General features: G+C 70.7%; 18 protein-coding genes and 1 tRNA gene. 2 read left to right on the plus strand and 17 right to left on the minus strand.

Annotated elements, in window-relative coordinates:
• Positions 1-15: 15 nt before the first annotated feature.
• Complete coding sequence (locus ACLWS4_RS07225; protein WP_416873599.1) at positions 16-2,247, minus strand: hypothetical protein; 2,232 nt, start codon at positions 2,245-2,247, stop codon at positions 16-18.
• Positions 2,248-2,424: 177 nt separating this feature from the next.
• Positions 2,425-3,081, minus strand: coding sequence for a DUF3800 domain-containing protein (locus ACLWS4_RS07230; RefSeq protein WP_416873600.1), 657 nt, complete (start codon positions 3,079-3,081; stop codon positions 2,425-2,427).
• A gap of 509 nt (positions 3,082-3,590) precedes the next feature.
• Between ACLWS4_RS07230 and ACLWS4_RS07235 the strand changes: the two genes are divergently transcribed.
• Entirely contained in the window at positions 3,591-4,862 is a 1,272-nt protein-coding gene (locus tag ACLWS4_RS07235) for a DUF2786 domain-containing protein (RefSeq protein WP_074003970.1), read from the plus strand.
• Positions 4,863-4,975: 113 nt separating this feature from the next.
• Positions 4,976-6,088: an ADP-ribosylglycohydrolase family protein gene (locus ACLWS4_RS07240; protein ID WP_416873601.1), complete on the plus strand. Its 1,113-nt coding sequence runs from the start codon at positions 4,976-4,978 to the stop codon at positions 6,086-6,088.
• 36 nt (positions 6,089-6,124) lie between these two features.
• On the opposite strand, the gene ACLWS4_RS07245 is transcribed toward ACLWS4_RS07240, so the two are convergent.
• The 15 genes from ACLWS4_RS07245 to nusG all read right to left on the minus strand — a co-directional run bounded on the left by ACLWS4_RS07245 (position 6,125) and on the right by nusG (position 25,925).
• On the minus strand, positions 6,125-7,444 hold the full coding sequence (locus tag ACLWS4_RS07245; RefSeq protein ID WP_416873602.1) for a serpin family protein: 1,320 nt from the start codon (positions 7,442-7,444) through the stop codon (positions 6,125-6,127).
• A gap of 47 nt (positions 7,445-7,491) precedes the next feature.
• Positions 7,492-8,514, minus strand: a complete 1,023-nt coding sequence (locus tag ACLWS4_RS07250; protein ID WP_416873752.1) for an ADP-ribosylglycohydrolase family protein — start codon at positions 8,512-8,514, stop codon at positions 7,492-7,494.
• Positions 8,511-9,725 (minus strand): cytochrome P450, encoded by a 1,215-nt coding sequence (locus ACLWS4_RS07255; RefSeq protein ID WP_387829476.1) that lies wholly within the window; start codon positions 9,723-9,725, stop codon positions 8,511-8,513. Before ACLWS4_RS07255 ends, ACLWS4_RS07250 begins: the two co-directional genes overlap by 4 nt.
• Before the next feature lie 90 nt (positions 9,726-9,815).
• Positions 9,816-10,556 (minus strand): SIR2 family NAD-dependent protein deacylase, encoded by a 741-nt coding sequence (locus tag ACLWS4_RS07260; RefSeq protein ID WP_375876148.1) that lies wholly within the window; start codon positions 10,554-10,556, stop codon positions 9,816-9,818.
• Positions 10,557-10,687: 131 nt separating this feature from the next.
• Positions 10,688-10,761: transfer RNA gene (locus ACLWS4_RS07265), tRNA-Met, on the minus strand.
• A 190-nt stretch (positions 10,762-10,951) separates the two neighbouring features.
• Positions 10,952-14,845, minus strand: a complete 3,894-nt coding sequence (locus tag ACLWS4_RS07270; RefSeq protein ID WP_074003974.1) for a DNA-directed RNA polymerase subunit beta' — start codon at positions 14,843-14,845, stop codon at positions 10,952-10,954.
• A gap of 98 nt (positions 14,846-14,943) precedes the next feature.
• The gene (gene rpoB / locus ACLWS4_RS07275; protein ID WP_074003975.1) at positions 14,944-18,420 is read right to left on the minus strand and encodes a DNA-directed RNA polymerase subunit beta; all 3,477 of its coding nucleotides are present in this window, start codon (positions 18,418-18,420) and stop codon (positions 14,944-14,946) included.
• A 699-nt stretch (positions 18,421-19,119) separates the two neighbouring features.
• The gene (rplL, locus tag ACLWS4_RS07280) at positions 19,120-19,503 is read right to left on the minus strand and encodes a 50S ribosomal protein L7/L12 (RefSeq protein ID WP_198959424.1); all 384 of its coding nucleotides are present in this window, start codon (positions 19,501-19,503) and stop codon (positions 19,120-19,122) included.
• 85 nt (positions 19,504-19,588) lie between these two features.
• Positions 19,589-20,152, minus strand: a complete 564-nt coding sequence (gene rplJ, locus ACLWS4_RS07285; protein WP_045693068.1) for a 50S ribosomal protein L10 — start codon at positions 20,150-20,152, stop codon at positions 19,589-19,591.
• 399 nt (positions 20,153-20,551) lie between these two features.
• Complete coding sequence (locus ACLWS4_RS07290) at positions 20,552-21,430, minus strand: hypothetical protein (RefSeq protein WP_117488240.1); 879 nt, start codon at positions 21,428-21,430, stop codon at positions 20,552-20,554.
• Positions 21,431-21,593: 163 nt separating this feature from the next.
• Positions 21,594-22,511 (minus strand): hypothetical protein, encoded by a 918-nt coding sequence (locus ACLWS4_RS07295; RefSeq protein WP_049651981.1) that lies wholly within the window; start codon positions 22,509-22,511, stop codon positions 21,594-21,596.
• Positions 22,512-22,615: 104 nt separating this feature from the next.
• Entirely contained in the window at positions 22,616-23,395 is a 780-nt protein-coding gene (locus ACLWS4_RS07300) for a hypothetical protein (RefSeq protein ID WP_049651982.1), read from the minus strand.
• A 234-nt stretch (positions 23,396-23,629) separates the two neighbouring features.
• On the minus strand, positions 23,630-24,352 hold the full coding sequence (gene rplA / locus ACLWS4_RS07305; protein WP_049651983.1) for a 50S ribosomal protein L1: 723 nt from the start codon (positions 24,350-24,352) through the stop codon (positions 23,630-23,632).
• Between the two features lie 77 nt (positions 24,353-24,429).
• Positions 24,430-24,864 carry a 50S ribosomal protein L11 gene (gene rplK, locus ACLWS4_RS07310; RefSeq protein ID WP_049651984.1) on the minus strand — a complete coding sequence of 145 codons (435 nt, stop codon included), beginning with the start codon at positions 24,862-24,864 and terminating at the stop codon, positions 24,430-24,432.
• 167 nt (positions 24,865-25,031) lie between these two features.
• The gene (nusG, locus tag ACLWS4_RS07315; protein WP_416873603.1) at positions 25,032-25,925 is read right to left on the minus strand and encodes a transcription termination/antitermination protein NusG; all 894 of its coding nucleotides are present in this window, start codon (positions 25,923-25,925) and stop codon (positions 25,032-25,034) included.
• Positions 25,926-26,109: the final 184 nt, after the last annotated feature.

A 26,109-nucleotide genomic window follows, 5' to 3' on the forward strand; every position in this document is an offset into this window, starting at 1 on the left:
ACCGTCGTGGATCTGCTACTCCTCCTCCTCCTCGTACTCCTCATCGCCCGCGAACACCTCGGTGCCGGGGATGGTGGTCCCACCGTTGTAGATGGCGTTCTGGAGCTTCAGGGAGAGCTTGTAGAGCGGTTCCCATTCAGCCTTGGAACCGAAGGCGTTCAGCGTGCTGCTCGTGGTGAGCTCCGTCAGGTTGTTCAGACGGTCCTCGGCGGTCTCCAGAGCCTTCAGCAGACCAGAGCGCTCCTGCGCGATCTGCTCGTTGAGCGAGAGCGGCTGGCCCCCGGACTCCTCCCGCCGCTTGGCTTCCATCTGCTCGGTGAGCACCGGGTCGGAGGCCGCCACCACCCGGTACTGACCCAGCGCTATCTCCACCCCGGACGCGTCCCGTGCCACCCGGTCCGGCTGCCTTAGGTCGACATCGACGTACGTGTAGTACGTGGTCAGATCGGTCACCCGGCTCAGCTGGGCATCGGTCAGGGAGTTCTTGGCCTGGCGGTCCGGCTCGAAGCGGTCGGCTGCGTACGCCAGGAGCCAGAGGCCGGCCTCGTTCCCCGGCCCGGACAGCCCTGCCACCACAGCGTGCACGTCAGCACGGAACGGGACGGTACGCCCCACCGCCGATCCCACGTTCCTGGTCAGCAGCTTGTCCGTGATGAGCGCGATGCCGCCGGCCACCGCGAGGGTCATCCGAGCGTCAAGGTCACCCTCCAGGGCGTCCGGCACCAGATCAGTGAAGCGGGCGGTCGGCACCGGCTCCCAATCCTTCTTGAGTACATCGTCGGTGAGCACACCGCCGTTGCCCCAGGCGTTGCGTGCCTGCTGGAGGACCGCCTTCTTCGCCGCCCGCCACGGGTGGTCGACGACCGGGCCGAGCAGCTCCGCATAGCCACGGAAGGTCATTGCCCGCGTGCCCTTGATGTCCATCGCGTGACGCTTCACCTCCCGGTAAAGCGCGGACCGGGTCAGCGCGTGCACCAGGTAGACGGCCCGCCAGAGCGGCGTCGGCGGAATCTCTCGATCACCAAACACTCGGGGCACCTGGTCAGGCCTGATCCGGCCGACCGCGAGATCCACGACCTCGGCCAGATCCGCCGATCCGGCGGTTCGCCTCACCGATTTAGAGAGCAGCACGCGGCGCAACGCGCGAGACCCGACCTCGACGTTCTGCGCGGCCGAGTCCCAGCCCTTGAACTCCACGTGCACTGCGGCGAGGATGCTCCGCACCGCGTCGTCGAAAAGTTCGGCATCCGGCAAGACACCACCCGGGTAGGCCTGCAGGCCGACCGCGATCTGCGCCGGCACGACGAGCGTCTGACCGATCCGCACCGCCCGATCGGAGGGTGGATCGCCGAGCCCGCGCAGGAACTCGCCGCGGAGCTGCTCCAGCTCGTCCTGGCGGCCCAACGCATGCCGCTGGCTCAGGCTCCGCTCGGCCGCATTGCGGCGCGTCGGCTTCTCGGCCAGCAACAGGTCCGACGCAGCCCGGGCAATCTCGTCCGGCTTGGCATCGTCACCGGCCAGCAGGGCCCACGCGCTGGTGATCCGGGTGATGCCATCCCTCACCACCAGCACGTTGATGCTGTCGGTCCCGTCCTCAAACTCCAGCCGGCACGGGTGCGCGATCACCGCGCGTGTGATCCGGCGCGCCAAGATGGACTGGTCGTACGGATTCGGATTAGCGTCCCGCGTATAGACGATGGTCTGCCGCAGGTGGTCCCGCAGGTGCTGCTGGTCCTTGTAGAGGTACGAAACCATGGCCAGTGGCTGGCCGATCGGCTGCCCCTCGGCGCTGTCCAGGACCCCTCGGACCACCGGGTCCGGAATCGGCAGCGCCTCCTGTCCCGTCCTGGGTTGGAGCCCGGGGAACAGTTCCGTGAGCCAGACCCGCGCATGGATGGACCGCAGGGTCGCACCCTCGACGTGCTCCTCGATCAGCGCGGAAGCGAGACCGGTCTGGGTGCGCAGCTGTGCGGCAATGGCCTCGGGGTGAACGACAGCGCGGGCAACCGTGTGCCAGCCGTCCTCGTCGAGGGCCGTTCCGGAATCAGCGAGGCCGGCCCTGACCAGCCTGCCGCGGGCGGTGGCGGAGGAGAGCTCCGGGAGCTGGCGCTCGAAGCCACTGATGGTGAACTCCTCGCCCTTGAGGACGAAGTTCAGGCTTTCCGGCCCTCGCTGCTCGGGCAGCGTCGGGTTGCCGATCTCCTGCCCAGAACGGCCTGGTTCCTTGAATTCAATGGGTGCAGTCACAGCAGTCCCTTCGCTTGTCGAGCATGTTGGGTTGGAATCCTGGGGTCTATGGCATGGCCTTTGCCGTCGGGCGGCGGTACAGTAGGTCCGTGGTCCTGATGACTGTGAATGCTGCTGTCAGGTCTGCTTTTACGAACCCCGGCCATGTGCCGGGGTTTCGTCGTCTCGGGGCCCGCCTCAGACCCGTTCGGGGCCATGTGCCTTGGCCAGGTGGGCCGGGTACCAGTGGTGCATGAAGGCCCGCTTCGGGGCCCGCACCACCCACTGGAACGCGGTGTACGCGACCAGGTCGGCGAACTGGACGGGCCCGCTCTCGTGCGCCGCGACGAACTCGAACCCGTCGACCCGCGCGGGCCGGACCTCGTCGAACACGGCCTGGTAGATCGGGTCGGTGCCGTCGCCATCGATCACCAGCCGCCCGCGCTCTCCCGCTGCCGCCAGCTGGACGTCGATCCGCCGAAGCGTCCCGGCGAAGGTCTCACGGCGGAGCAGGCGGTACCTGAGCTCCCGCTGCGCGTAGACCGCTCCGACGGAAAGATCGGACTGGGCGTCGAGCAGGTCGAGCATCCGCTGGGCGATGTGCTTGCGATCCATCGGCGCCAGCTCTTGGCCTCCAGGGCGACCGTGGCCGGTGAGGAACTTGGTGGCGTGCAGCTCGAACTCGACCGGGATGCCGTACTCAGTCAGCAGGCCGGCCCGGAACGCGTCGATCTCGCCGACAAACCGCGCCTCGTCGCGGGCCGGTACACCCAACCAGGCATAGAGCCAGACCCCCTGGTCGAGCGCGCCCGAGTCGTCGAGGTAGAAATGCCGGTCCACCGACTGCTGGTCCATGAAGGGAAGCCCCCACCGTGAGCCAATTGACCTGGTCCGACAAACCGCTTGTCGGGGCCCTCCCCCTCGCGTAAAGCGCTCCCCGGGGGCACGTCGGCTCGTACACGTGCTACGTCGCTCCGACGACGACATGACCGGACCCGCTCTCGATCAGGAGAAGCACCGTATGGACGGCGTTCGCAAGATCAGCGCGGAGCCCCGAGGAGGCACCCAGGACACTTCCCGGACACCGGCCACACAATCACCGGAGGGCTCGTTCGAATCATGAGTTTAGCCAGCCGGGCCGGGCTCGGTCCACTGGTTCAACATCCTTAAACCTCTACACGCCAGGATCCTTGACTATTTGTCATCTTATTGACTGTCGAGGACTGGTCCATTCCCACGGCCACCCCTGAGCTGATCAGCTCGTTCGCCCGCTCAGAACCTCGTCGGCAACCCCGCCCACTCCGGCATCATGGGCAGGAGGAGCCGGGCCGTCGTGGCACCGTCGAGGAGAGCAGGGACACACCGTGGGCGAGCGCGCGCAGCAGGCCGGGACCGCCGGACCGCTGCTGGAGCAGGCGGTGCGGTCGGTGGTGACGGCGCCGGAGGAGGCGCTGGACCTCGCCCTGGACACCGGGGCCTCGCTGCTGGCCGCCTCGGCCGGGCAGTGGCCGGAGGTCGGCCGGGCGCTGCTCGGGTACGCGGACACGGCCGTCGGCCGCTGCTGGTCCGCCGGGTGGCGGCCGGCCGACCTGGCCCGGGTGGTGCGGCGCGAGCTGAAGCCCGTCCACCTGGCCCTCGCGGTGGACCTGATCGCCGCCGAGGGCCGCCGCCACCCCGCGGCCGCCCTGGACCGGCGCTGGCTGGAGCAGCTGCGCGAGCTGGAGGCCGAGGTGTGGTGGTCCGGCGACGACGAGTACCTCGGCGCCTTCGCCGACCGGCACCGGCTGGACCGCTTCGCGCTCGCCACCGCCGCCCTGGAGCTGCTGCGCACCTGGGGCCGGCTGCCGCCGATCGCCCCGGTGGGGCCCGCCCCCGGGCAGGCGGTGCGGCCGCAGCACGCGGGGCCGGTGAGCGGCGAGCCGCGGATGCTGGCGCGGATCCGGGCGCTGCTGGCCAAGGCCGAGTCCACCGAGTACCCGGAGGAGGCCGAGGCGCTGACCGCCAAGGCCCAGCAGCTGATGGCCCAGCACAGCATCGACGACGCGCTGCTGGCCGCGTCCGGTGCCGACCGCGACACCCCGGCGGCGCTGCGGATCGGGGTGGACAACCCGTACGAGGGCCCCAAGACGATGCTGCTGGACGCGGTCGCGGCGGCCAACCGGTGCCGGGTGGTGTGGGCGAAGGAGTTCGGCTTCTGCACCGTGGTCGGCTTCGACGGCGACCTGGACGGCGTCGAGCTGCTCTACACCTCGCTGCTGGTGCAGGCCACCCACGCGCTCAACAAGGCGGGCTCCCGCAAGGACTCGCGCAGCAAGGCGTTCCGGCAGTCCTTCCTGGTCGCGTACGCGGCGCGGATCCGCGAGCGGCTGACCGCCGCGACCGAGCGCGCCACCAGCGCCGCCGCGGCCGGACGGCACCTGCGCGAGGACGGCACCGAGGAGCAGCTGCTGCCCGACGCGCGGCTGCTGCCCGCGCTCGCCGCCCGCTCCGAGGCGGTGGACCAGGAGATCGGCCGGCTGTTCCCGAAGCTGGTCTCGCAGCGGGTGCGGGTCAGCGACGGCGTGGGCTGGGCGGCCGGACGCGCCGCCGCCGACCGGGCCGCGCTGCACGGGCGCGCCGGGGCGATCCGCCGGTAGGCGGTCACGCCCCGGCGGTCCCCCGGCCGACCCGCGCAAGATCCACAGGAGTCGCCCCGCCTCCCGGGGGACCTGATAGAACGTAGTCCGCCACGAACAAAGGGGGGCTCGACGTGACGGAACCGGCGGCGGAGTCGGGGTACCGGGACCGGGTGCGCGGAACGCTGCTCGGCGGAGCGATCGGCGACGCGCTGGGCTGGCCGGTGGAGTTCCAGCAGCTCCACCAGATCCAGGACCGGTACGGGCCGCAGGGCGTGACCACACTGCCGGCCGGGTCCGGGCCGGTCGAGGTCACCGACGACACCCAGATGACGCTGTTCACCGCCGAGGGCCTGATCCGCGGCTTCGTCCGCGGCTGGACGGGCGGCGGCGGCTCGGTGCCGGAGGCCGTGCACGACGCCTACCGGCGCTGGCTGCGCACCCAGTTCCAGGACACGCCGGACACCGGGCCGCAGCCCCGCCCGTACGACGGCTGGCTGCTGAGCCGGCCCTTCCTGTACGCGCGGCGGGCGCCGGGCAACGCCTGCCTGAGCGGGGTGTCCGAGCACCCGGTGTTCGAGGCGCCGTCCGCGATCGGGCTGACCGGGCCGATCAACCCGGGTTCCAAGGGCTGCGGCACGGTGATGCGCTCGGCGCCGTTCGGGCTGGCCCGGCTGGGCGTCGAGCAGTCCTTCGGGCTGGCGGTGCAGTGCGCCCAGCTCACCCACGGCCACCCGACCGGCTACCTCGCGGCGGGCGCCTTCGCGGCGCTGGTCGAGCGGCTCGCGCACGGCACCGAGCCGTGGGCGGCGGTCGGCGAGACGGTGGAGCAGATCCGCGAGCTGCCGAGCTCCAAGGAGACCGTCCAGGCGCTGGCCCGGGCGGTGCGGCTGGCCCAGGAGGCCGAGCCCGCGGCGGAGACGGTGGAGCGGGTCGGGCTCGGCTGGATCGCCGAGGAGTGCCTGGCCATCGCCGTGTACTCGCTGCTGGCGGCCACCCTGGACCCCGACCCGGTGCGCACCGCGCTGCTGCTGTCGGTGAACCACTCCGGGGACAGCGACTCGACCGGCGCGGTCTGCGGCAACCTGGTCGGGGCGGCGTACGGCGCCGCGGCGCTGCCCGCCGAATGGGCCGGGGCGGTCGAGGGCCGGGCGGAGCTGCGGCAGGTCGCGGACGACCTGCTGGTGCTGTTCGGCAGCCGCGACCCCCGGCACCCGGCGCTCGGCGGGCGCTACCCGGCCTGGTGAGCCCGCGGCCCCTCGGACGCCGCCCCGGCCCGTCGGCTACTTCGCCAGCGGGTCGGTGACCTGGCCGAGGAACAGCGGCGCCCCGCCCCGGGCGTCCCGGATCAGGAACAGGAACGGCCGGTCCAGGTACAGCTGGACCGGCCGGTCGGCGTTCGGCGCCGCCGCCGCCTCGACCCCGGCACCGCTGCCGGCCGCCGCGACCGTCCCCTCCTCGTCGACCTCGACGGTGGCCTTCTGCACCACCGTGCCGACGACCAGCGGCTCCTTGGCGATGCCGGTGAGATCGGCCTTGTCGAAGGCCGAGGAGACGCCGAGCGAGCGCAGCGCGGGGGTGAGCTCCTTCGAGGTGCCGAAGCGGAAGCGCGGCAGCCGGAGGTCGACCGGCCGCTCGGCGAGGGCGCCGAGGACGCGGTCGAGCTGGGGCTGGTCCAGGCCCTTGGCGAAGGCGGCGAAGCCGCCCTGCGCGGGGACGATCAGGTCCATCACCAGTGCGCCGTCCGCGTACGGCAGCTCGACGGCCTGCCAGGGCTCGCCGAGGATCCCGCCGGAGCCGTCGGCGTACTTGAACTCCCCGGTCTGCGCCATCGTGGGGACGGCCGGGGTGGAGCCGTCGAGCTTGTGGAACGGGCGGTCGGCGGTGTGCGAGGGCTTGAAGGCGGCGGCCCACCGGGCCTTCAGGTAGAGCGCGTCGGTGAGCACCAGCCGGGTGCTCGGGGTGATCGCGTCCCGGCCGAACAGGTCCTTGATCCGGCCGTCGGTGGCCTTCTCCACGGCCGCGTTGACGGTCTTGCGGGCCCCGTCCGGGTCCTTGGCGAAGTCGGCCTGGTGCACGCCGGTGTCGAAGGCGGCGGCCAGGTCGGCCAGGTAGCCCGGCTCGACGGCCAGGCCCTGCTGCGTCCAGAGGTCGTCGCTGCGGCGCAGGGTGAGCCGGTCGGTGGCCGGGACCGGCCGGTTCAGCGCGCCGGTGGCGAGCGCGTACTGCAGCGGGTCGAGCTCGGTGTGCAAGGCCTTGGCCAGTTCCCCGGCGGTGGCGCCGCGGGCGCCGGGCAGCAGCATCGCGAGCAGGGTGGCCAGGCCGGACGGCGAGACCACGAGGTTGCCGCCGGCGGCGTCCGGCTGGGCGGTCAGGGCGTGCAGGAGGTCGAGGCCGAAGGCGTCGGTGGCGGCCGCGGTGGCGGCCACCTGCGCCGGGTCGACGGCCGGGCGGCTCGCGGGCGCGGCCGCCCGGAGCTCCACGGGCGCGGCGGCTCCGGTGCCGCCGCAGCCGGCGAGCAGCGGCGTGGCGAGCGCGGCCGCGAGGAGCAGCGCCGCCGGGCGGCGGAGGGTGCGACGGGTTCCGGTGCTGCGGTTCGTCATGGCCCTTCGACGCGCCGCCCCCGGATCGGGTTCCGGCCCGTACGGCGTCAGTCCCAGAGCGCCCCGAGCTCCAGCAGTTCGTCCCGGTGCTCGATCCGCTCCACCCAGTCGGCCGGCCAGGCCGCCTCGCCGTGGTGGGCGCCCGCGAAGGCGCCGGCCAGGCAGGCGAGGGAGTCGGAGTCGCCGCTGGAGTAGGCGGCCCTCCGGACGGTGGCGACCGGGTCGTCGGGCAGCAGCAGGAAGCAGAGCAGGCCGGTGCCGAAGGCCTCCTCGGCGACCCAGCCCTCGCCGGTGGCCAGGCAGGGGTCGGCCTCGACGTCGGGGGCGGCGAGGGCGGCCTCCAGCTGGTCGAGCACCGTGAGGCAGTCGTCCCAGCCGCGGGCGATGACGGCCTGCGGGGAGCTGCCGTACCAGCGGTCGGCGAGGTCGCCGAGCCAGAACTCGTCGTAGCGCTCGCGGCTCGCCAGCGCGTACGCCCGCAGCACCGCCGGCAGCCCGGCGGGCGGGACGCCCTCGGCCAGCTTGCGGACGGCGTACGCGGTGAGGTCGCCGGCGGCGAGCGCGGTCGGGTGGCCGTGGGTGAGCGCGGACTGCAGCTGGGCGGCGCCGGACAGCTGCCGGGCGTCCAGTTCGCGGATCAGCCCGATCGGGGCGACCCGCATGTTGGCGCCGCAGCCCTTGGAGCCGACATCGCTGGCCTGCTGCCAGCGGTACTCGTCGTGGCTGAGCCGCTCGCAGGCGCGCAGGCAGGTCATGCCGGGGGCCCGGTTGTTCTGCGGGGAGCGCCACCAGTCGACGAACTCCTCGCGGACGGGCCGCACCAGCCGGAGGGGGGTGAGCGGCCCGCGCGCCAGGGCGGTGCGCAGGCCGCGGCCGAGGGCGAGGGTCATCTGGGTGTCGTCGGTGACCAACGCGGGCTTGGGCAAGGGCAGTTGCCGCCAGTCCTCGCAGTACTGGGCGATGTGCTCGATCTCGTCGAACTCGGTGCGGTGGCCCAGCGCGTCCCCGATCGCCAGCCCCAGCAGCGCCCCTGTCGCCTTGCCCACGGCCCTCTCCCCCTCAGTCGTCAGACCTCGACCAGCAGCTCCTTGAGCCCCCGGATCACGTAGCCCGGGTTCCACTCGGGCTCGCGGACCAGCCGCAGGCCCGGCGCCCGGCGCAGCAGGGTGCCGTAGGACTCGGTGAGCTCCAGTCTGGCAAGCGGGGCGCCGAGACAGAAGTGGATTCCGGCACCGAAGGTGATGTGCGGGTTGTCGGTGCGGCCGAGGTCGAGGCGGTCCGGGTCGGCGAAGCGCTCGGGGTCGCGGTTGGCGGAGCCGAAGAGCAGGGCGATCTCGGCGCCGCGCGGGACGGTGACGCCGCGGACCTCGATGTCCTCCAGCACCCAGCGCTCGAACATCTGCAGCGGGGTGTCCCAGCGCATCAGTTCCTCGACGGCGGTGGGCAGCAGTTCGTCCACCGAGCCGCGCAGCCGGGCGAGCTCCCCGGGGTTGCGGAACAGCGCCCACCAGCCGTTGCCGGTGGTGTTGACGGTCGCCTCGTGGCCGGCGTTGAGCAGCAGCACGCAGGTGGAGATCATCTCCTGCTCGCTGAGCGCGTCGGAGCCCTCCTGGGCCTGGATCAGCGCGCTGATCAGGTCCGAGCCCGGGGCCGCCCGGCGCTCGCGGATCAGGGTGCGCAGGTAGTCGGAGAACTCGGTGCTGGCGGTGACGGCCCGGCGGGCGGCCTCCTCGCCGGGGTTGAGCTCGAACATCCCGGTGATGTCGGCGGACCACGGCCGCAGCAGGTGCCGGTCGCCCTCCGGCACGCCGAGCATCTCGGCGATCACGGCGACCGGCAGCGGCTCGGCGACGGTGGCGATCAGGTCGCCGCCGCCGGCCGCGAGCAGCTCGTCGACCAGCTCGCCGGCCAGCCGCCGCACGGTGGGGCGCAGGCCCTCAACCATGCGCGGGGTGAAGGCCTTGGAGACCAGCCGGCGGATCCGGGTGTGGTCGGGGGCCTCCAGGTCCAGCAGCCCGTTGTCGTTGAGGGTGTGGAAGGGCTCGTGCGCCGGGTCGGGCTCGGGGCGGCCGAACTCCGCGTGGCTGAAGCGGTGGGTGTAGGTGCGGCCCAGCCGGCGGTCGCGCAGCAGGGCGCTGACGTCCTCGTGGCGGGAGACGAGCCACTGGTTCGTCGGCTCGAAGTACGTCACCGGCGCGTGCTCGCGCAGCTCGGCGTACGCGTCGTACGGGTGGGCCACGAACGCCGCCGACCAGGGGTCGAACTTCGCCGTCGTCGTCATCGGTCGATCACTCCAGGCCAGAGGGGGGAAGCCGGAAGGATCATCGTACGCACGCGGTACGTCCGGGAATATGACCCTTCCGGCCCCTGCTCAGGCCCGCTCCAGGACAAGTCGGCGCACCAGCTCCGGGAGCGCCCGGGAGATCGGCTCCCGGATCACCTCGGCCGCGGCCCCGTCGTACGGCGTCGGCTCGCCGTTCACGATGATCAGCTCCGCCCCGCTCCGCACCGCGTCGAGCGGCAGCGCCGCCACCGGGAACACCTGGAGGCTGGTGCCGACCGCGATGAACACGTCGCAGGCCCGAACGATCGCGTCGGCCTGCCCGAGCACCTCCGGGTCGAGGTTCTCGCCGAACATCACCACGCGCGGCTTCAGGATCCCCCCGCAGGCCCGGCACGCCGGGTCCGGCTCCCCCGCCTCGACCCGCGCCAGCGCCTCCGCCATCGGCCCGACCACCCGGCAGCGCAGGCACTGCGTCTCCCGGGCCGTGCCGTGCAGTTCGAGCACCTTGCGGGCGGGCAGCCCGGACTTCTGGTGCAGCCCGTCGATGTTCTGGGTGAGCACCCGCAGCGGCAGACCGGAGCGCTCCAGGTCGACCAGCGCCCGGTGCCCGGCGTTCGGCTCGGCGGCCAGTGCGCCCGTCTCCAGCCGCATCCGCCAGGCCCGCCGGCGCACCTGCGGATCGTCCCGGTACGGCCCGATGGTGACCAGCTCCTCGGCCGACGGGTCCTTCTGCCACAGGCCCTGCGGGCCGCGGTAGTCGGGGATGCCGGAGTCCGTCGAGATGCCCGCGCCGGTGAGCACGGCGATCAGGGGGCGCTTCGCGTTCATACCCCGGACGGTACGGGCGGCGGCCCGGCCCCGGCCACCGAAATTCCGGGGGCGCCGGCCCGGGAGCGCCGCCGGCCCCGGGAAACGCCGAAGGGCCCGGAGGCTTGATGCCTCCGGGCCCTTCTTCTTTGTAGCGGGGACAGGATTTGAACCTGCGACCTCTGGGTTATGAGCCCAGCGAGCTACCGAGCTGCTCCACCCCGCGTCGGTAAACACGACTCTACGCGACTTCCGCCGAATGACCTAATCGGCTTCCGTCCGCCCCCTGAAGGCTCCCCGCCGCCCCCGGCGGGTCCGGCTGCCCGGCCTGCCCCGAAGGCCCCTGACGGCCCCCGGGAACGCCGCAGGGCGGCCACCCCGTGAGGGGTGACCGCCCTGCGTCAGTGACGCGCGACTCAGCCGGTGTACGGGCCGTAGTCGTAGTCGTCCAGCGGGACCGCCTGGCCGGAGCCGGCGCCGAAGGGCGACAGGTCGTAGTCGTCGTAGCCGACGGCCGAGTACATCGCGGCCTTGGCCTCCTCGGTCGGCTCGACCCGGATGTTGCGGTAGCGGGGCAGACCCGTACCGGCCGGGATGAGCTTACCGAGGATGACGTTCTCCTTGAGGCCCAGCAGCGGGTCCGACTTGGCGTGGATCGCCGCGTCGGTGAGGACCCGGGTCGTCTCCTGGAAGGAGGCGGCCGACAGCCAGGACTCGGTGGCCAGCGAGGCCTTGGTGATACCCATCAGCTGCGGACGGCCGGAGGCGGGGTGACCGCCCTCGGCGACGACGCGGCGGTTCTCCTGCTCGAAGCGACCGCGCTCGACCAGCTCGCCGGGCAGCAGCTCGGCGTCGCCCGACTCGATGATCGTCACGCGGCGGAGCATCTGCCGGATGATGATCTCGATGTGCTTGTCGTGGATCGACACACCCTGCGAGTTGTAGACCTTCTGGACCTCGGCGACCAGGTGGACCTGGACGGCACGCTGGCCCATGATGCGCAGGACGTCGTGCGGGTTGGTGGCACCCATGGTCAGCTTCTGGCCGACCTCGACCGCCTCGCCCTCGCTGACCAGCAGCTTCACGCGCTTCGAGACCGGGTAGGCGATCTCGTCGCTGCCGTCGTCCGGGGTGACGACCAGCTTGCGGGTCTTCTCGGTGTCCTCGATCCGGACCCGGCCCTGCGCCTCCGAGATCGGGGCCACACCCTTGGGGGTACGGGCCTCGAAGAGCTCGACGACACGCGGCAGACCCTGGGTGATGTCGTCACCGGCCACACCACCGGTGTGGAAGGTACGCATGGTCAGCTGGGTACCGGGCTCACCGATGGACTGGGCGGCGATGATGCCGACCGCCTCACCGATGTCGACCAGCTTGCCGGTGGCCAGCGAGCGCCCGTAGCACATGGCGCAGGTGCCGACGGCCGACTCACAGGTCAGGATCGAGCGGGTCTTGACCTCGCCGATGCCGTGGCGGATCAGCTCGTCGATCAGGACGTCGCCGAGGTCCGTGTTGGCGGTGGCGAGGAGCTTGCCGTCCACCGTGATGTCCTCGGCCAGCATGCGGGCGTAGACGCTGGTCTCGACGTCGTCGGCCTTGCGCAGCACGCCGTCCGGGCCCACGGAGCCGATCGCCAGCTTCAGGCCGCGCTCGGTGCCGCAGTCCTCCTCGCGAATGATGACGTCCTGGGAGACGTCGACCAGACGACGGGTGAGGTAGCCGGAGTCGGCGGTACGGAGGGCGGTGTCGGCCAGACCCTTACGGGCACCGTGGGTGGAGATGAAGTACTCCAGCACGGACAGACCCTCACGGAACGACGCCTTGATGGGTCGCGGGATGGTCTCGTTCTTGGCGTTCGACACCAGACCACGCATACCGGCGATCTGGCGCATCTGCATCATGTTTCCACGAGCACCCGAGTCGACCATCATGAAGATGGGGTTCGTCTTCGGGAAGTTCTCGTTCATGGCCTCGGCGACCTCGTTGGTCGCCTGGGTCCAGATGCCGATGAGCTCCTGCTTGCGCTCGTCGTTGGTGATCAGGCCGCGCTCGTACTGACGCTGGACCTTCTCCGCCTTCGCCTCGTAGCCCTCCAGGATCTGGGGCTTGTTCGGCGGGACGACGACGTCCGAGATCGAGACGGTGACACCCGAGCGGGTCGACCAGTGGAAGCCGGCCGCCTTCAGGTTGTCCAGCGTCGCCGCGACGACGACCTTGGGGTAGCGCTCCGCCAGGTCGTTGACGATCGCGGAGAGCTGCTTCTTGCCCACCTCGTAGTCGACGAACGGGTAGTCCTCGGGCAGCAGCTCGTTGAAGAGCGCGCGGCCCAGGGTGGTGGTCAGGCGGAACGGCTCGCCGTCGAACCAGCCGGACTGGCCCTCCTCGTCCACCGGCGGGGTCCAGCCGCGCGGCGGGACGGTGCCGGCCGGCAGGCGCAGCTCGATCGGGGCCTGGACGTCCAGGTCGCGGGCGTCGAAGGCCATGATCGCCTCGGCGGTCGACGAGAAGGTGCGGCCGGCGCCCTTCACGTTGTCGCGGTCCGAGGTCAGGAAGAACAGACCGAGCACCATGTCCTGGGTCGGCATGGTGACGGGGCGACCGTCGGCCGGCTTCAGGATGTTGTTCGAGGACAGCATCAGGATGCGGGCCTCGGCCTGCGCCTCCGCGGAGAGCGGCAGGTGGACGGCCATCTGGTCACCGTCGAAGTCCGCGTTGAACGCGGTGCAGACGAGCGGGTGGATCTGGATGGCCTTGCCCTCGACCAGCTGCGGCTCGAAGGCCTGGATGCCGAGGCGGTGCAGGGTGGGCGCACGGTTCAGCAGGACCGGGTGCTCGGCGATGACCTCTTCGAGGACGTCCCACACGACCGGACGGGCGCGCTCGACCATGCGCTTGGCCGACTTGATGTTCTGCGCGTGGTTCAGGTCCACCAGGCGCTTCATCACGAACGGCTTGAAGAGCTCCAGCGCCATGGCCTTCGGCAGACCGCACTGGTGCAGCTTGAGCTGCGGGCCGACGACGATGACCGAACGGGCCGAGTAGTCGACTCGCTTGCCGAGGAGGTTCTGACGGAAACGACCCTGCTTGCCCTTCAGCATGTCGCTGAGGGACTTCAGCGGGCGGTTGCCCGGGCCGGTGACCGGACGGCCGCGGCGGCCGTTGTCGAACAGCGCGTCGACGGCCTCCTGGAGCATGCGCTTCTCGTTGTTCACGATGATCTCGGGGGCACCGAGGTCGAGCAGGCGCTTCAGGCGGTTGTTGCGGTTGATGACGCGGCGGTACAGGTCGTTCAGGTCGGAGGTCGCGAAGCGGCCACCGTCCAGCTGCACCATCGGACGCAGGTCCGGCGGGATGACCGGGACGCAGTCCAGCACCATGCCGTTGGGCTTGTTGGTGGTCTGCAGGAACGCGGAGACGACCTTGAGGCGCTTGAGCGCACGGGTCTTCTTCTGGCCCTTGCCGGTGCGGATGATCTCGCGCAGGCGCTCGGACTCCTCCGCCAGGTCGAAGGTCTCGAGGCGGTCCTTGAGGGCCGCCGCGCCCATCGAGCCGGAGAAGTAGGTGCCGAAGCGGTCGCGCAGCTCGCGGTAGAGCAGCTCGTCGCCCTCGAGGTCCTGGACCTTGAGGTTCTTGAAGCGGGCCCACACCTCGTCGAGGCGGTCGAGCTCGCGCTGCGCGCGGTCGCGCAGCTGCTTCATCTCGCGCTCGGCGCCCTCGCGCACCTTGCGGCGCACGTCGGCCTTGGCGCCCTCGGCCTCCAGCTCGGCCAGGTCGGTCTCGGCCTTCTTGGCGCGGGCCTCGAGGTCGGAGTCGCGGCGGTTCTCGATCTGCTGGCGCTCGACCGAGACGTGCGCCTCCAGGGACGGCAGGTCGCGCTGGCGGCGCTCGTCGTCGACCCAGGTGATCATGTAGGCGGCGAAGTAGATGACCTTCTCGAGGTCCTTCGGCGCCAGGTCCAGCAGGTAGCCCAGGCGGGACGGCACGCCCTTGAAGTACCAGATGTGGGTGACCGGGGCGGCCAGCTCGATGTGGCCCATCCGCTCACGGCGCACCTTGGCGCGGGTCACCTCGACGCCGCAGCGCTCGCAGATGATGCCCTTGAAGCGGACGCGCTTGTACTTACCGCAGTAGCACTCCCAGTCCCGGGTGGGGCCGAAGATCTTCTCGCAGAAGAGCCCGTCCTTTTCCGGCTTCAGGGTGCGGTAGTTGATGGTCTCCGGCTTCTTGACCTCGCCGTGCGACCACTGGCGGATGTCGTCGGCGGTGGCCAGGCCGATGCGGAGCTCGTCGAAGAAGTTGACGTCAAGCACTGGTCGTCAAGCCCTCTTTCGTAAGTCGAGAGTCGTTCATGTGGTCTGAGGGGGGCCTGGGGGCGGGCCGGCCGCTGCTGCGGCCGGCCCAACCTCCGTCAGACCTCTTCGACGCTGCTGGGCTCGCGCCGGGACAGGTCGATGCCGAGCTCCTCGGCGGCGCGGAACACGTCCTCGTCGGAGTCCCGCATCTCGATGGACTGGCCGTCCGAGGACAGCACCTCCACGTTGAGGCAGAGCGACTGCATTTCCTTGATGAGGACCTTGAAGGACTCGGGAATGCCGGGCTCGGGGATGTTCTCGCCCTTGACGATGGCCTCGTAGACCTTGACGCGGCCGAGGACGTCGTCGGACTTGATGGTGAGCAGCTCCTGGAGCGCGTAGGCGGCGCCGTACGCCTCGAGGGCCCACACCTCCATCTCACCGAAGCGCTGACCACCGAACTGCGCCTTACCACCGAGCGGCTGCTGGGTGATCATCGAGTACGGACCGGTCGAGCGGGCGTGCAGCTTGTCGTCGACCAGGTGGTGCAGCTTGAGGATGTACATGTAGCCGACCGAGACCGGCATCGGGAACGGCTCGCCGGAGCGGCCGTCGAACAGCCGGGCCTTGCCGGTGGAGTTCACCAGGCGCTCACCGTCACGGGTGAGGGTGGTGTTGTCCAGCAGGCCGGTGATCTCGTCCTCGCGGGCGCCGTCGAAGACCGGGGTGGCGAGGTTGGTGCCGCCCTCGACCGTGTCGGCGCCGATCGCCTGGAGGCGCTGGGCCCACTCGTCGGCGAGGCCGGAGACGTCCCAGCCCTGCTTGGCGAGCCATCCGAGGTGGATCTCCAGGACCTGTCCCGGGTTCATTCGGGACGGGACACCCAGCGGGTTGAGGATGATGTCGACCGGGGTGCCGTCCTCCAGGAACGGCATGTCCTCGACCGGCAGGATCTTCGAGATGACGCCCTTGTTGCCGTGACGGCCGGCGAGCTTGTCACCGTTGGTGATCTTGCGCTTCTGGGCCACGTAGACGCGGACCAGCTGGTTGACGCCCGGGGGCAGCTCGTCGCCCTCTTCGCGGTCGAAGACGCGGACGCCGATGACCTTGCCGGACTCACCGTGCGGCACCTTCAGCGAGGTGTCGCGGACCTCACGGGCCTTCTCGCCGAAGATCGCGCGGAGCAGGCGCTCCTCCGGGGTCAGCTCGGTCTCGCCCTTGGGCGTGACCTTGCCGACCAGGATGTCGCCGGTGACGACGTCGGCGCCGATGCGGATGATGCCGCGCTCGTCGAGGTCGGCCAGGACCTCCTCGGAGACGTTCGGGATGTCCCGGGTGATCTCCTCGGGGCCGAGCTTGGTGTCACGGGCGTCGACCTCGTGCTCCTCGATGTGGATCGAGGAGAGGACGTCGTCCTGCACGAGGCGCTGCGACAGGATGATCGCGTCCTCGTAGTTGTGACCCTCCCACGACATGAACGCCACGAGCAGGTTCTTGCCGAGGGCCATCTCGCCCTCGTCGGTGCACGGGCCGTCGGCCAGCACCTGGTTGACCTCGACCCGGGCGCCCTCGTCCACGAGCACCTTCTGGTTGAAGGCGGTGCCCTGGTTGGAGCGGGTGAACTTGGCGGCGCGGTACGTGGTGTACGTGCCGTCGTCGTTGGCCACGGTGACGTAGTCGGCCGAGACCTCCTGGACGACACCGGCCTTCTCGGCGGTGATGACGTCCGCGGCGTCGACGGCGCAGCGGTACTCCATGCCGGTACCGACCAGCGGGGCCTCGCTCTTCAGCAGCGGCACCGCCTGGCGCATCATGTTCGAGCCCATGAGCGCGCGGTTGGCGTCGTCGTGCTCGAGGAACGGGATCATGGCGGTCGCGACCGACACCATCTGGCGCGGCGAGACGTCCATGTAGTCGATCTCGGAGCCCGGGATGTAGTCGATCTCGCCGCCACGGCGGCGGACCAGGACACGCGGCTCGGCGAAGTGCAGGTCCGCGGTCAGCGGGGCGTTCGCCTGGGCGATGACGTAGCGGTCCTCCTCGTCGGCCGTCAGGTAGTCGACCTTCTCGGTGACCACACCGTCGACGACCTTGCGGTACGGCGTCTCGATGAAGCCGAACGCGTTGACCCGGCCGTACGAGGCCAGCGAGCCGATCAGACCGATGTTCGGGCCTTCGGGCGTCTCGATCGGACACATGCGGCCGTAGTGCGAGGGGTGCACGTCACGGACCTCGAAGCCGGCGCGCTCACGGGAGAGACCGCCGGGGCCGAGCGCGGACAGACGACGCTTGTGGGTCAGGCCCGACAGCGGGTTCGTCTGGTCCATGAACTGCGACAGCTGGCTGGTGCCGAAGAACTCCTTGATGGAGGCGACGACCGGCCGGATGTTGATCAGGGTCTGCGGCGTGATCGCCTCGACGTCCTGGGTGGTCATGCGCTCGCGCACGACGCGCTCCATACGGGCGAGACCCGTACGGACCTGGTTCTGGATGAGCTCGCCGACGTTGCGCAGGCGGCGGTTGCCGAAGTGGTCGATGTCGTCGACCTCGACCACGATGTCGCGGCCCTCGTCGTCACGCCACTCGGTCTCGCCCGCGTGCAGCTTCACCAGGTACTTGATCGCACCGATGATGTCGGGCTCGGTGAGCACGCCGGAGTCCAGCGACTCGGCGTTGCCCAGCTTGCGGTTGACCTTGTAACGGCCGACCTTCGCGAGGTCGTAGCGCTTCGGGTTGAAGTAGAGGTTCTCCAGAAGCGTCTGCGCGGCCTCGCGCGTGGGCGGCTCGCCCGGGCGCAGCTTGCGGTAGATGTCCAGCAGCGCGTCGTCCTGGCCCTGGGTGTGGTCCTTCTCCAGGGTGGCGCGCATCGACTCGTACTCGCCGAACTCCTCGAGAATCATCTCGTTGGTCCAGCCGAGCGCCTTGAGCAGCACGGTGACGGACTGCTTGCGCTTGCGGTCGATGCGGACGCCGACCATGTCGCGCTTGTCGATCTCCATCTCCAGCCAGGCACCACGCGAGGGGATGACCTTGCAGGAGTAGATGTCCTTGTCGGACACCTTGTCCAGGGTGGAGTCGAAGTACACACCCGGGGAGCGGACCAGCTGCGACACGACGACACGCTCGGTGCCGTTGATCACGAACGTGCCCTTGTGGGTCATGAGCGGGAAGTCGCCCATGAAGACCGTCTGAGACTTGATCTCACCGGTCTCGTTGTTGGTGAACTCGGCGGTGACGAAGAGCGGGGCCGCGAACGTGAAGTCGCGGTCCTTGCACTCGTCAATGGAGTTCTTCGGCGGCTCGAAACGGTGGTCGCGGAAGGTCAGCGACATCGACCCGCTGAAGTCCTCGATCGGGGAGATCTCCTCGAAGATCTCCTCCAGACCGGACTTCGTGGGGACGTCCTGACCACTCTCCAGGGCCGCCTCGACCCGGGACTTCCAGGCCGCGTTGCCGAGCAGCCAGTCAAAGCTCTCGGTCTGCAGGGCCAGGAGGTTGGGGACCTCGAGGGGCTCCTTGATCTTCGCGAACGAGACGCGGAGCGGGGCGGTGGATGCGGCGGAATTGTTCGAGGCGTTGCGCGGCGCGGCCAAGAGGGGGGTCCTTCCGAGGGCTCGGAGCTCACTACGCGCGTACCAGCCGGGCCTTCACGGGCTTGGTCCCGCCTCCTCGCCACTGGCCTCCGCCGGGATCGAAGTCCCAGGTCAGAGCCGCTTTGCGGAGGCGATGCCAGACCCCTTCAGGGCAACGCAAACTCCGGGCGACGAGTCACGGAGCAGCTAACAGGCAGCGCAAAGGGACAGTGTAGCCAATGGCCACACTGCTGTCCAGCTCTGATTCGGAGACCGAATCGGAGACTCCTCCCGGTAGCCGGCGAGCGCGGACGCCCACCGGGTACTGCTCTAACTCACGTGGAGTCATTTCCCGCCGGAGCCACTGGTTATGCATCCAGTAGCGGACCAACCGGGCGGACTCGCGCCTTGAGAATCGCGCGCCCCGCCGGGTTCGTCAAGGGCCCGCCGACGGTGCGGGCCTCGACCGGTCTATCGACCGCGACCCCCTCGGCGTTACAGAAGCCGTGGTGGGGCCGCCCTCGACGACGGTGATCACCATACCGTCCGGCACCGACGGTGCCGAGTGGGCGTTCGGCCACACCGGTGGACCGGGCCGGCCGGGGACGGCGGAACGGGGCCCCGCGCCCGGCCCAGGGGCCCGGGAACGCGAAAAAGCCGGGCCGACCACCCGCAAGGGTGATCGGCCCGGCTTCAGGCCCCCTCAGAGGGGGCGAGAAGTCACTTGACGGTGACCTTGGCGCCGGCACCCTCGAGGGCGGCCTTGGCCTTCTCGGCAACGTCCTTGGCAACCTTCTCCAGGACCTTGGCACCAGCGGTGTCAACGAGGTCCTTGGCCTCCTTCAGGCCGAGGGAGGTCAGGGTGCGCACCTCCTTGATGACCTGGATCTTCTTGTCGCCGGCACCATCGAGGATGACGTCGAACTCGTCCTGCTCCTCGACGGCCTCAACGGCGGCCGGGCCACCGGCGGCGGCAACGGCGACCGGGGCGGCAGCGGTGACGTCGAACTTCTCCTCGAAGGCCTTCACGAAGGCAGCGAGCTCGATGAGGGTGAGCTCCTCGAACTGCGCGAGCAGCTCGTCCTGGGTCAGCTTCGCCATGATGGCGTCCTTCCACTAAATCGGCAGGTGGTGCCGTATGTACGGGTTGGGCGGGCACGGGCCCGCAGCGAGGCGTGAGCCTGCCGAATTACTCGGCGGCCGCGTCCTCGGCGGCGGGAGCCGGCGTACCGGCACCGCCCTGCTCGACCTTGTCGCGCAGCGCGTCCACAGTGCGGACGAGCTTCGACGGCAGGGCCTGGAAGAGCGCGGCAGCCTGGGACTGCTTGGCCTTCAGGGCACCCGCCAGCTTGGCGAGCAGCACCTCGCGGGACTCGAGGTCCGCGAGCTTCTTGATCTCATCGGCGGACAGCGCCTTACCGTCAAGGACACCGCCCTTGATGATGAGAGCGGGGTTCTCCTTGGCGAAGTCACGCAGAGCCTTCGCCGACTCCACCGGGTCACCGGTGACGAAGGCGACAGCCGTCGGACCGTTGAACAGGTCGTCGAGCTCCGTGATCCCGACCTCATTGGCCGCAATCTTGGTCAGCGTGTTCTTCACCACGGCGTACTCGGCGTTGTCGCCGAGCGAGCGACGCAGGGTCTTGACCTGCTTCACCGAGAGACCGCGGTACTCGGTCAGCAGCGCCGCGGAGGAGCCACGGAACTTGTCCGTGATCTCGGCGACGGCGGCAGCCTTGTCGGGCCTGGCCATAGGCTTACGCCTCCTTCCGTGATGTCGAAGTCGGGCCGACCGCAAAAGTCGACCTGGGTCGCCGCGGACCGACTGGAGGGAAGGAAAGCTCCTGCGAAAACGCAATGAGCCCCGGTGCGCAGGCGCACGGGGCTCGTGACGACCTCGACGGGCGATCGCGCGAACGCGGACCCGGAAGTCGAAGCTCCAGACACACCTGCGCGGGCTGCCTGCGACGAAGCGCAGATCCTTCGGCCACCGATCCCTGACGGGCGCGGCGACAACCAGCGGTCTTTGGCTTCGGCAACAGTAACCGGAGCCCCTCACCAGGTGCAAATCGCCCTCGGACGGGGCATCCCCCGGGGTCGCCGCGGCACGGGTCGTCAGTGCGGCGGGCCGACGGCTCGGCGGGCCGACGGCTCAGCGGGCCAGCGGGGAGACCGTCCGGACGCCGGTGTCCACGGTGTCCGACTCGGCCGGGGCCTGCGCCGAGAGCAGCGCCCCGGCGAGGTCGGTGTAGAGCACCGAGTCGTCCTGCCGGCCGCTGTCCCCGGTGCCGGTCCGCTGGAGCCGGACCAGCTGGTCCTTGTCGTTGAGCCAGAGGTCCAGGGTGAGCGAGGCCGAGCCGCCGGGCGAGAGCGCGGCCCGCAGGCCGTCCCGGCGGGCCGCGGTCAGCTGGGCCTGAGCGGCCGCGTACTTCTCGGCGGTGGTGGCGACCCGGTAGTGCTCGACGGTCGAGTCCTCGAACTTCTCCTCGCCGACGAAGACCGGGTCCGTCCCCTCGGCGGTGGCCGCGGTCAGCGCCTCGACCGGGTTCAGCAGGTCGATCAGCCCGGCGTACGGGACCTCCTTGTGGCCGTCCGCGTCCGGCGGGACGGTGAAGCGCTCCCAGTGCCGGCCGCCCTGCCTGGCCGCGGTGGCGGCGTCCCCGCCCTGGTAGGCGACGGTGTCCACGACGATCAGCTGCTCGGCCTCGGCGGGGGTGGAGCGCTTGATCTGGAGAGCGGTCTTGGGCTGCCAGAACAGCGGGCCGGACCCGGCGTCCGGGCCGAGCCGGTAGCTGACCTTGGCCCGGCGGGCGGTCTGCATGGCCAGCTGGGCGGAGAGCAGCACCCCGTGCGGCGAGCGGTCGGTGGGCTTGGCCTGGGCGCTCGGGGAGGCGGTGGACGGCGAGGCGGTGCTCAGGCTCGGGCTGCCGGACGGCGTGGCGGACGTCTCCCCGCCCCCGCCGCACCCGCTCAGCCCGCTGGTCAGCAGGGCGACGACGGCCACCGCCGCCAAGCGCTGCCGTGCCGCCATCGTCCGTTCCCCTCTCGCCCGCCCCCGTCCGACGGCGGCCCCGTTCCGGCCACCTTGCCACCCGTCTCCGACCGGCCCGGTGGCGGCCCCCCTCGGGCGGGCGGGTCCACCGGGTCGGCCGAGCCCGGACCGGCGCCGGGGCTCCGGTCCGGGGCGGCGGGGATCAGCTGCCGGCGGCGGCCTTCTGGAGGTCGGCGAGGTCGATGTAGTCCACCGGGGTGGCGGCGATCACCGGGGTGCCGTAGTCCGAGTAGCTGACGGAGACGTTCACCGCGCCGACCTTGCTCTCCGCCTGCTCGGTCCGCTTGACCACGAGCTTGTCGGCGTCGACCCAGACGTCGACCTGCTCGCTGGCGATGCCGGCCGCGTCCAGGCCCTTCTTGATCCGGTCGGCCTGCGCCTGGGTGATGCCCTGGGTGGAGGCGATGGCCAGGTCCGCGGCGCTGATCACGCCGGAGTAGTGGGTGGTCGCCTTGCCGTTCACCGTCTCCGGGCCGACCTCGGTGACCTTGCCGCCGGCGATCAGCGTCCGGACGCCCTGCACCGGGTCCGCGCTCTGCAGCTGGTCGGTCGCACCGCCGGAGGCCTTGGCCATGTCGGCCATGGTGTAGCGCACCCAGCGAGGGCCGCTGTTCTGCAGCAGCTCCCCGCCGAGGCCCAGGAACACCGCGTCCTTGGTGTACAGGTAGTGCGCCTTCGGCCCGCCGGTGATCGGCGCCAGGACCTTGCCCAGCGGGGAGCCCGACAGGTCCATCGCGAGGTCGGCCTCCAGGCCGTCGGCCCAGGACAGCGCGCCCTGGCCCTTCATGGTGATCTCGCCGACCTGGATCAGCTCGTCGACCTTCGCCGACTTGGCCGCACCGGTCTTCTGGGTGACCTGCTCCAGGAAGACCGCCGGGCTGACCTTCTCCGGCTTCGCGCCGGTCGGGGCGGCGGCCGACGGGGTGGCCGGGGCGGCGGCCGTGGTCGGCGCGGCCGGGGCGGCGTTCTTGTCCGCCGACTTGTCGTTGTCGCACGCGGTCGCGGTCAGCGCCAGGGCGGCGAGGACGACGGTGACGGCGGCCTTGCGGGTTCCAGCCATGACTTCCCCCCTCGAAGAGCTGATTGTCAGCTCTTCTCATGCGTTTCTCATCCGGACTCTAACGGATCGCCGGAAGCCCCACGCGCCGGATATCCGCTCCCCCGTCACCCGCCGGCGGCGGGCGTCGCGTCCGCCGCTCCGGGAGCCGAGACATCGGTCGTGGTGACCGTGGTTCCCGCACTCCCCCGGACCGTCTCGCGCAGCCGCAGCAGCTGCATGCCGGGGCCGACCCAGACGTCGTAGCCGATCGCCGTCACCCCGTGCCGCTGGTACCAGTCCAGCGTGGCGGCCCGCCGCTGCGGGCTCAACTCGTCGTCCTTGCCGAACAGTTCGGCCACCGGCGCGGAGCCCCGGTAGTGCGCCACGGTCACCCCGGCCAGCTGCTCGCCGCCGAGCGAGGTGAGCTTGACGCCCTGCGCGACCTCGTACGCCCGGCTGCCCGGGTTGGTGATCAGCGCGGTCGTCCAGCCGCCCGCGAAGCCCTCCGGGTCGGGGCCCGCCGCGGGGTCGACCGACTCTGCGGTGCTCCGCTCCGCGTGCTTGGCCGCGCCGCCCTGGTAGACGAGGTCGAGCGCGCCGTCCTTCACGGTCAGCCGTCCGGTGCCCAGCTCGTCGGTGACGGCCAGCCCGGCCTCGTCCGCGGCGCCCCAGACCAGGGAGCCGCTCGCGGTGCGCCGGCCGGCCGGGCCCTCCTGGACCACGTCGATCCGGGCGCCGCCGGCGTCGTCCAGCCCCTGCGCGGCCGAGAGCACCACCTGCTTGGGCGGCACCGGCGCGGGGCCCCCGGGGGTGCGGGTGGTCGGGACGGCCAGCAGGCTGCACCCGGTGGTGGTGAGCAGCAGCAGGGCCGCCACGAGAACGGTGGGGCGAGGGGCGGGCAGCACGGCACACTCCGGCGGTCACAGGTGCTCCACATGGTCTGACCGGCAGAGCGTACGACGGTTCGGCCCGTCGTTCCCATCCGCCGGTGTCCCGATCCGGCAACCGTTCCGGCCCGTCGGCCCGACCGGCCCGCGCCGGGCCCCGTACCGGCTCCTTCCCCGGGAACGACGGCGGGCCCGCACCCCCGGTGAAGGGGGTACGGGCCCGTCGTACGGACTGCTCTAGAGCACTGGGGCTCAGACCGCGGCCGGGTCCTCCTCGGCGAGGAGGTTGCGGGTGCGGTTCGGGTCCACCAGGACGCCGGGGCCCATGGTGGTCGAGAACGCGGTCTTCTTGATGTAGCGGCCCTTGGCGGCGGACGGCTTGGCGCGGAGCACCTCGTCCAGCGCGGCGGCGTAGTTCTCGACCAGCTGCTCGTCGGTGAAGGAGGCCTTACCGATGATGAAGTGCAGGTTCGAGTGCTTGTCGACGCGGAACTCGATCTTGCCGCCCTTGATCTCGTTCACGGCCTTGGCCACGTCCGGGGTCACGGTGCCGGTCTTCGGGTTCGGCATCAGGCCACGGGGACCGAGCACGCGGCCGAGGCGGCCGACCTTGCCCATGAGGTCCGGGGTGGCGACGACGGCGTCGAAGTCGAGGCGGCCCTTGGCGACCTCGTCGATGAGCTCGTCGGAGCCGACGATGTCGGCGCCCGCAGCACGCGCGGCCTCGGCACGCTCGCCGGTCGCGAAGACCAGGACCCGAGCGGTCTTACCGGTGCCGTGCGGGAGGATCACGGTGCTGCGGACCATCTGGTCGGCCTTGCGCGGGTCGACGCCCAGACGCATGGCGACCTCGACGGTGCCGTCGAACTTGGTGGTGCTGGTCGCCTTGGCGAGGCGGACGGCCTCGAGGGGGGCGTAAAGGCGCTCGCGGTCGACCTGGGCGTCCGCGGCCTTCAGGGCCTTGCTGCGCTTCATGGCTGCTCCTGAATGATGAATGGAGTTGTGGTGTCACGGGCCTGCGCGGGCCCTACCACAGGGGACGAGAAGGGAACTCAGCCCTCGACGGTGATGCCCATCGACCGGGCGGTGCCGGCGATGATCTTCTCCGCGGCGTCCAGGTCGTTGGCGTTCAGGTCGGGCATCTTGGTCGTGGCGATGTCGCGGACCTGGGCGCTGGTGAGCTTGGCGACCTTGGTCTTGTGCGGCTCGCTGGAGCCCTTGTCGACACCCGCGGCCTTCAGGATGAGGCGCGCGGCCGGCGGCGTCTTCGTGATGAAGGTGAAGGAACGGTCCTCGTAGACCGTGATCTCCACCGGCACGATCATGCCGCGCTGCGACTCGGTCGCAGCGTTGTAGGCCTTGCAGAACTCCATGATGTTGACGCCGTGCTGGCCCAGCGCGGGGCCGACCGGCGGCGCCGGGTTGGCCGCACCGGCGTTGATCTGGAGCTTGATAAGCCCCGTGACCTTCTTCTTCTTGGGAGGCATGTCTCTCCGGGTCCTTCCGAGAGGTGATTGCTGGTGCGTGCGAAACCGGGGCGACACCCGGCCGCCAGCACACACATCGGACCAGGCTAACGCGTCAGCGCCGCTGGACCAAAACGGGTTCGGGGCGGAGGCTCCTCGCCCCCGCCCCGAACCCGAAGACGGTATGACTAGTTCTTCTGGATCTGGTCGAAGGAGAGCTCGACCGGGGTCTCCCGGCCGAAGATCTCGACCAGGCCCTTGACCTTCTTCGAGTCCGGGTTGATCTCGTTGATGGTCGCCTGGAGGGTCGCGAACGGACCGTCGGTGACGGTGACCGAGTCGCCGACCTCGAAGTCCAGCACCTGGATCTCGCTCGGCTTGATCGGCGAGGGCTTGCCGGCCTCCTTGGCCGCCTGGCGCTCGACGTCGGGGGCGAGCATCTTGACGACCTCGTCCAGGGTCAGCGGGTACGGGTCGTAGGCGTTGCCGACGAAGCCGGTGACACCCGGGGTGTTGCGCACGACGCCCCAGGACTCGGGGGTGAGGTCCATGCGCACCAGGACGTAGCCGGGGAGCTTGTTCTGGCGGATGGTCTTGCGGTCGCCGTTCTTGATCTGGACGACCTCCTCCTGCGGCACCTCGGCCTGGAAGATGTACTCCTCGACGTTCAGCGAGACGGCGCGCTGCTCCAGGTTCTGCTTCACCCGGTTCTCGTAGCCGGCGTAGGTGTGGATCACGTACCACTCGCCCGGCATGAAGCGCAGGTCCTCGCGGAACTTGGCGACCGGGTCGACCTCGTCGGCCGACTCCTCCTCGGCCTCCTCGGCGTCCTCGGCCTCCTCGGCGTCCTCGACGGACTCCTCGGCCTCGGCGTCGCCCTCCACGTGCAGCGCGGCCTCCTCGGCGGGCTCGCCGGCCTCGGCCTCGTCGTACGCCTCGACCTCGTCCTCGTCGCTGTCCGCGGCGTCCACGATCTGCTCGGCGGACTCGGCGTCGTCAGCCGGCTCGGCCGCGTCCAGCTCGGCGGCGCCATCCGCCTCGCGGACGGTCTCGTCGGCGTCGTACAGGGGGGACTCAGACACGGTGGCGGCTTCTTTCCTGGAGATGGTGAAGGTGGCGCGCTCCTCGACCGGCCCGGCGGACGGCCGCTCGCGCGGGCGCCAGGTGAGGTCTCGGAGACTTCAACAGTACCGAGTCCACGGTAGCCGCGCGTACGTCCGGCGCCGACAGCTCGACCCGGGCCGAGTAATCGGCCCGGGTCGGGAG

This window comes from Kitasatospora sp. SC0581, from assembly GCF_048159585.1.
GTDB lineage: Bacteria > Actinomycetota > Actinomycetes > Streptomycetales > Streptomycetaceae > Kitasatospora.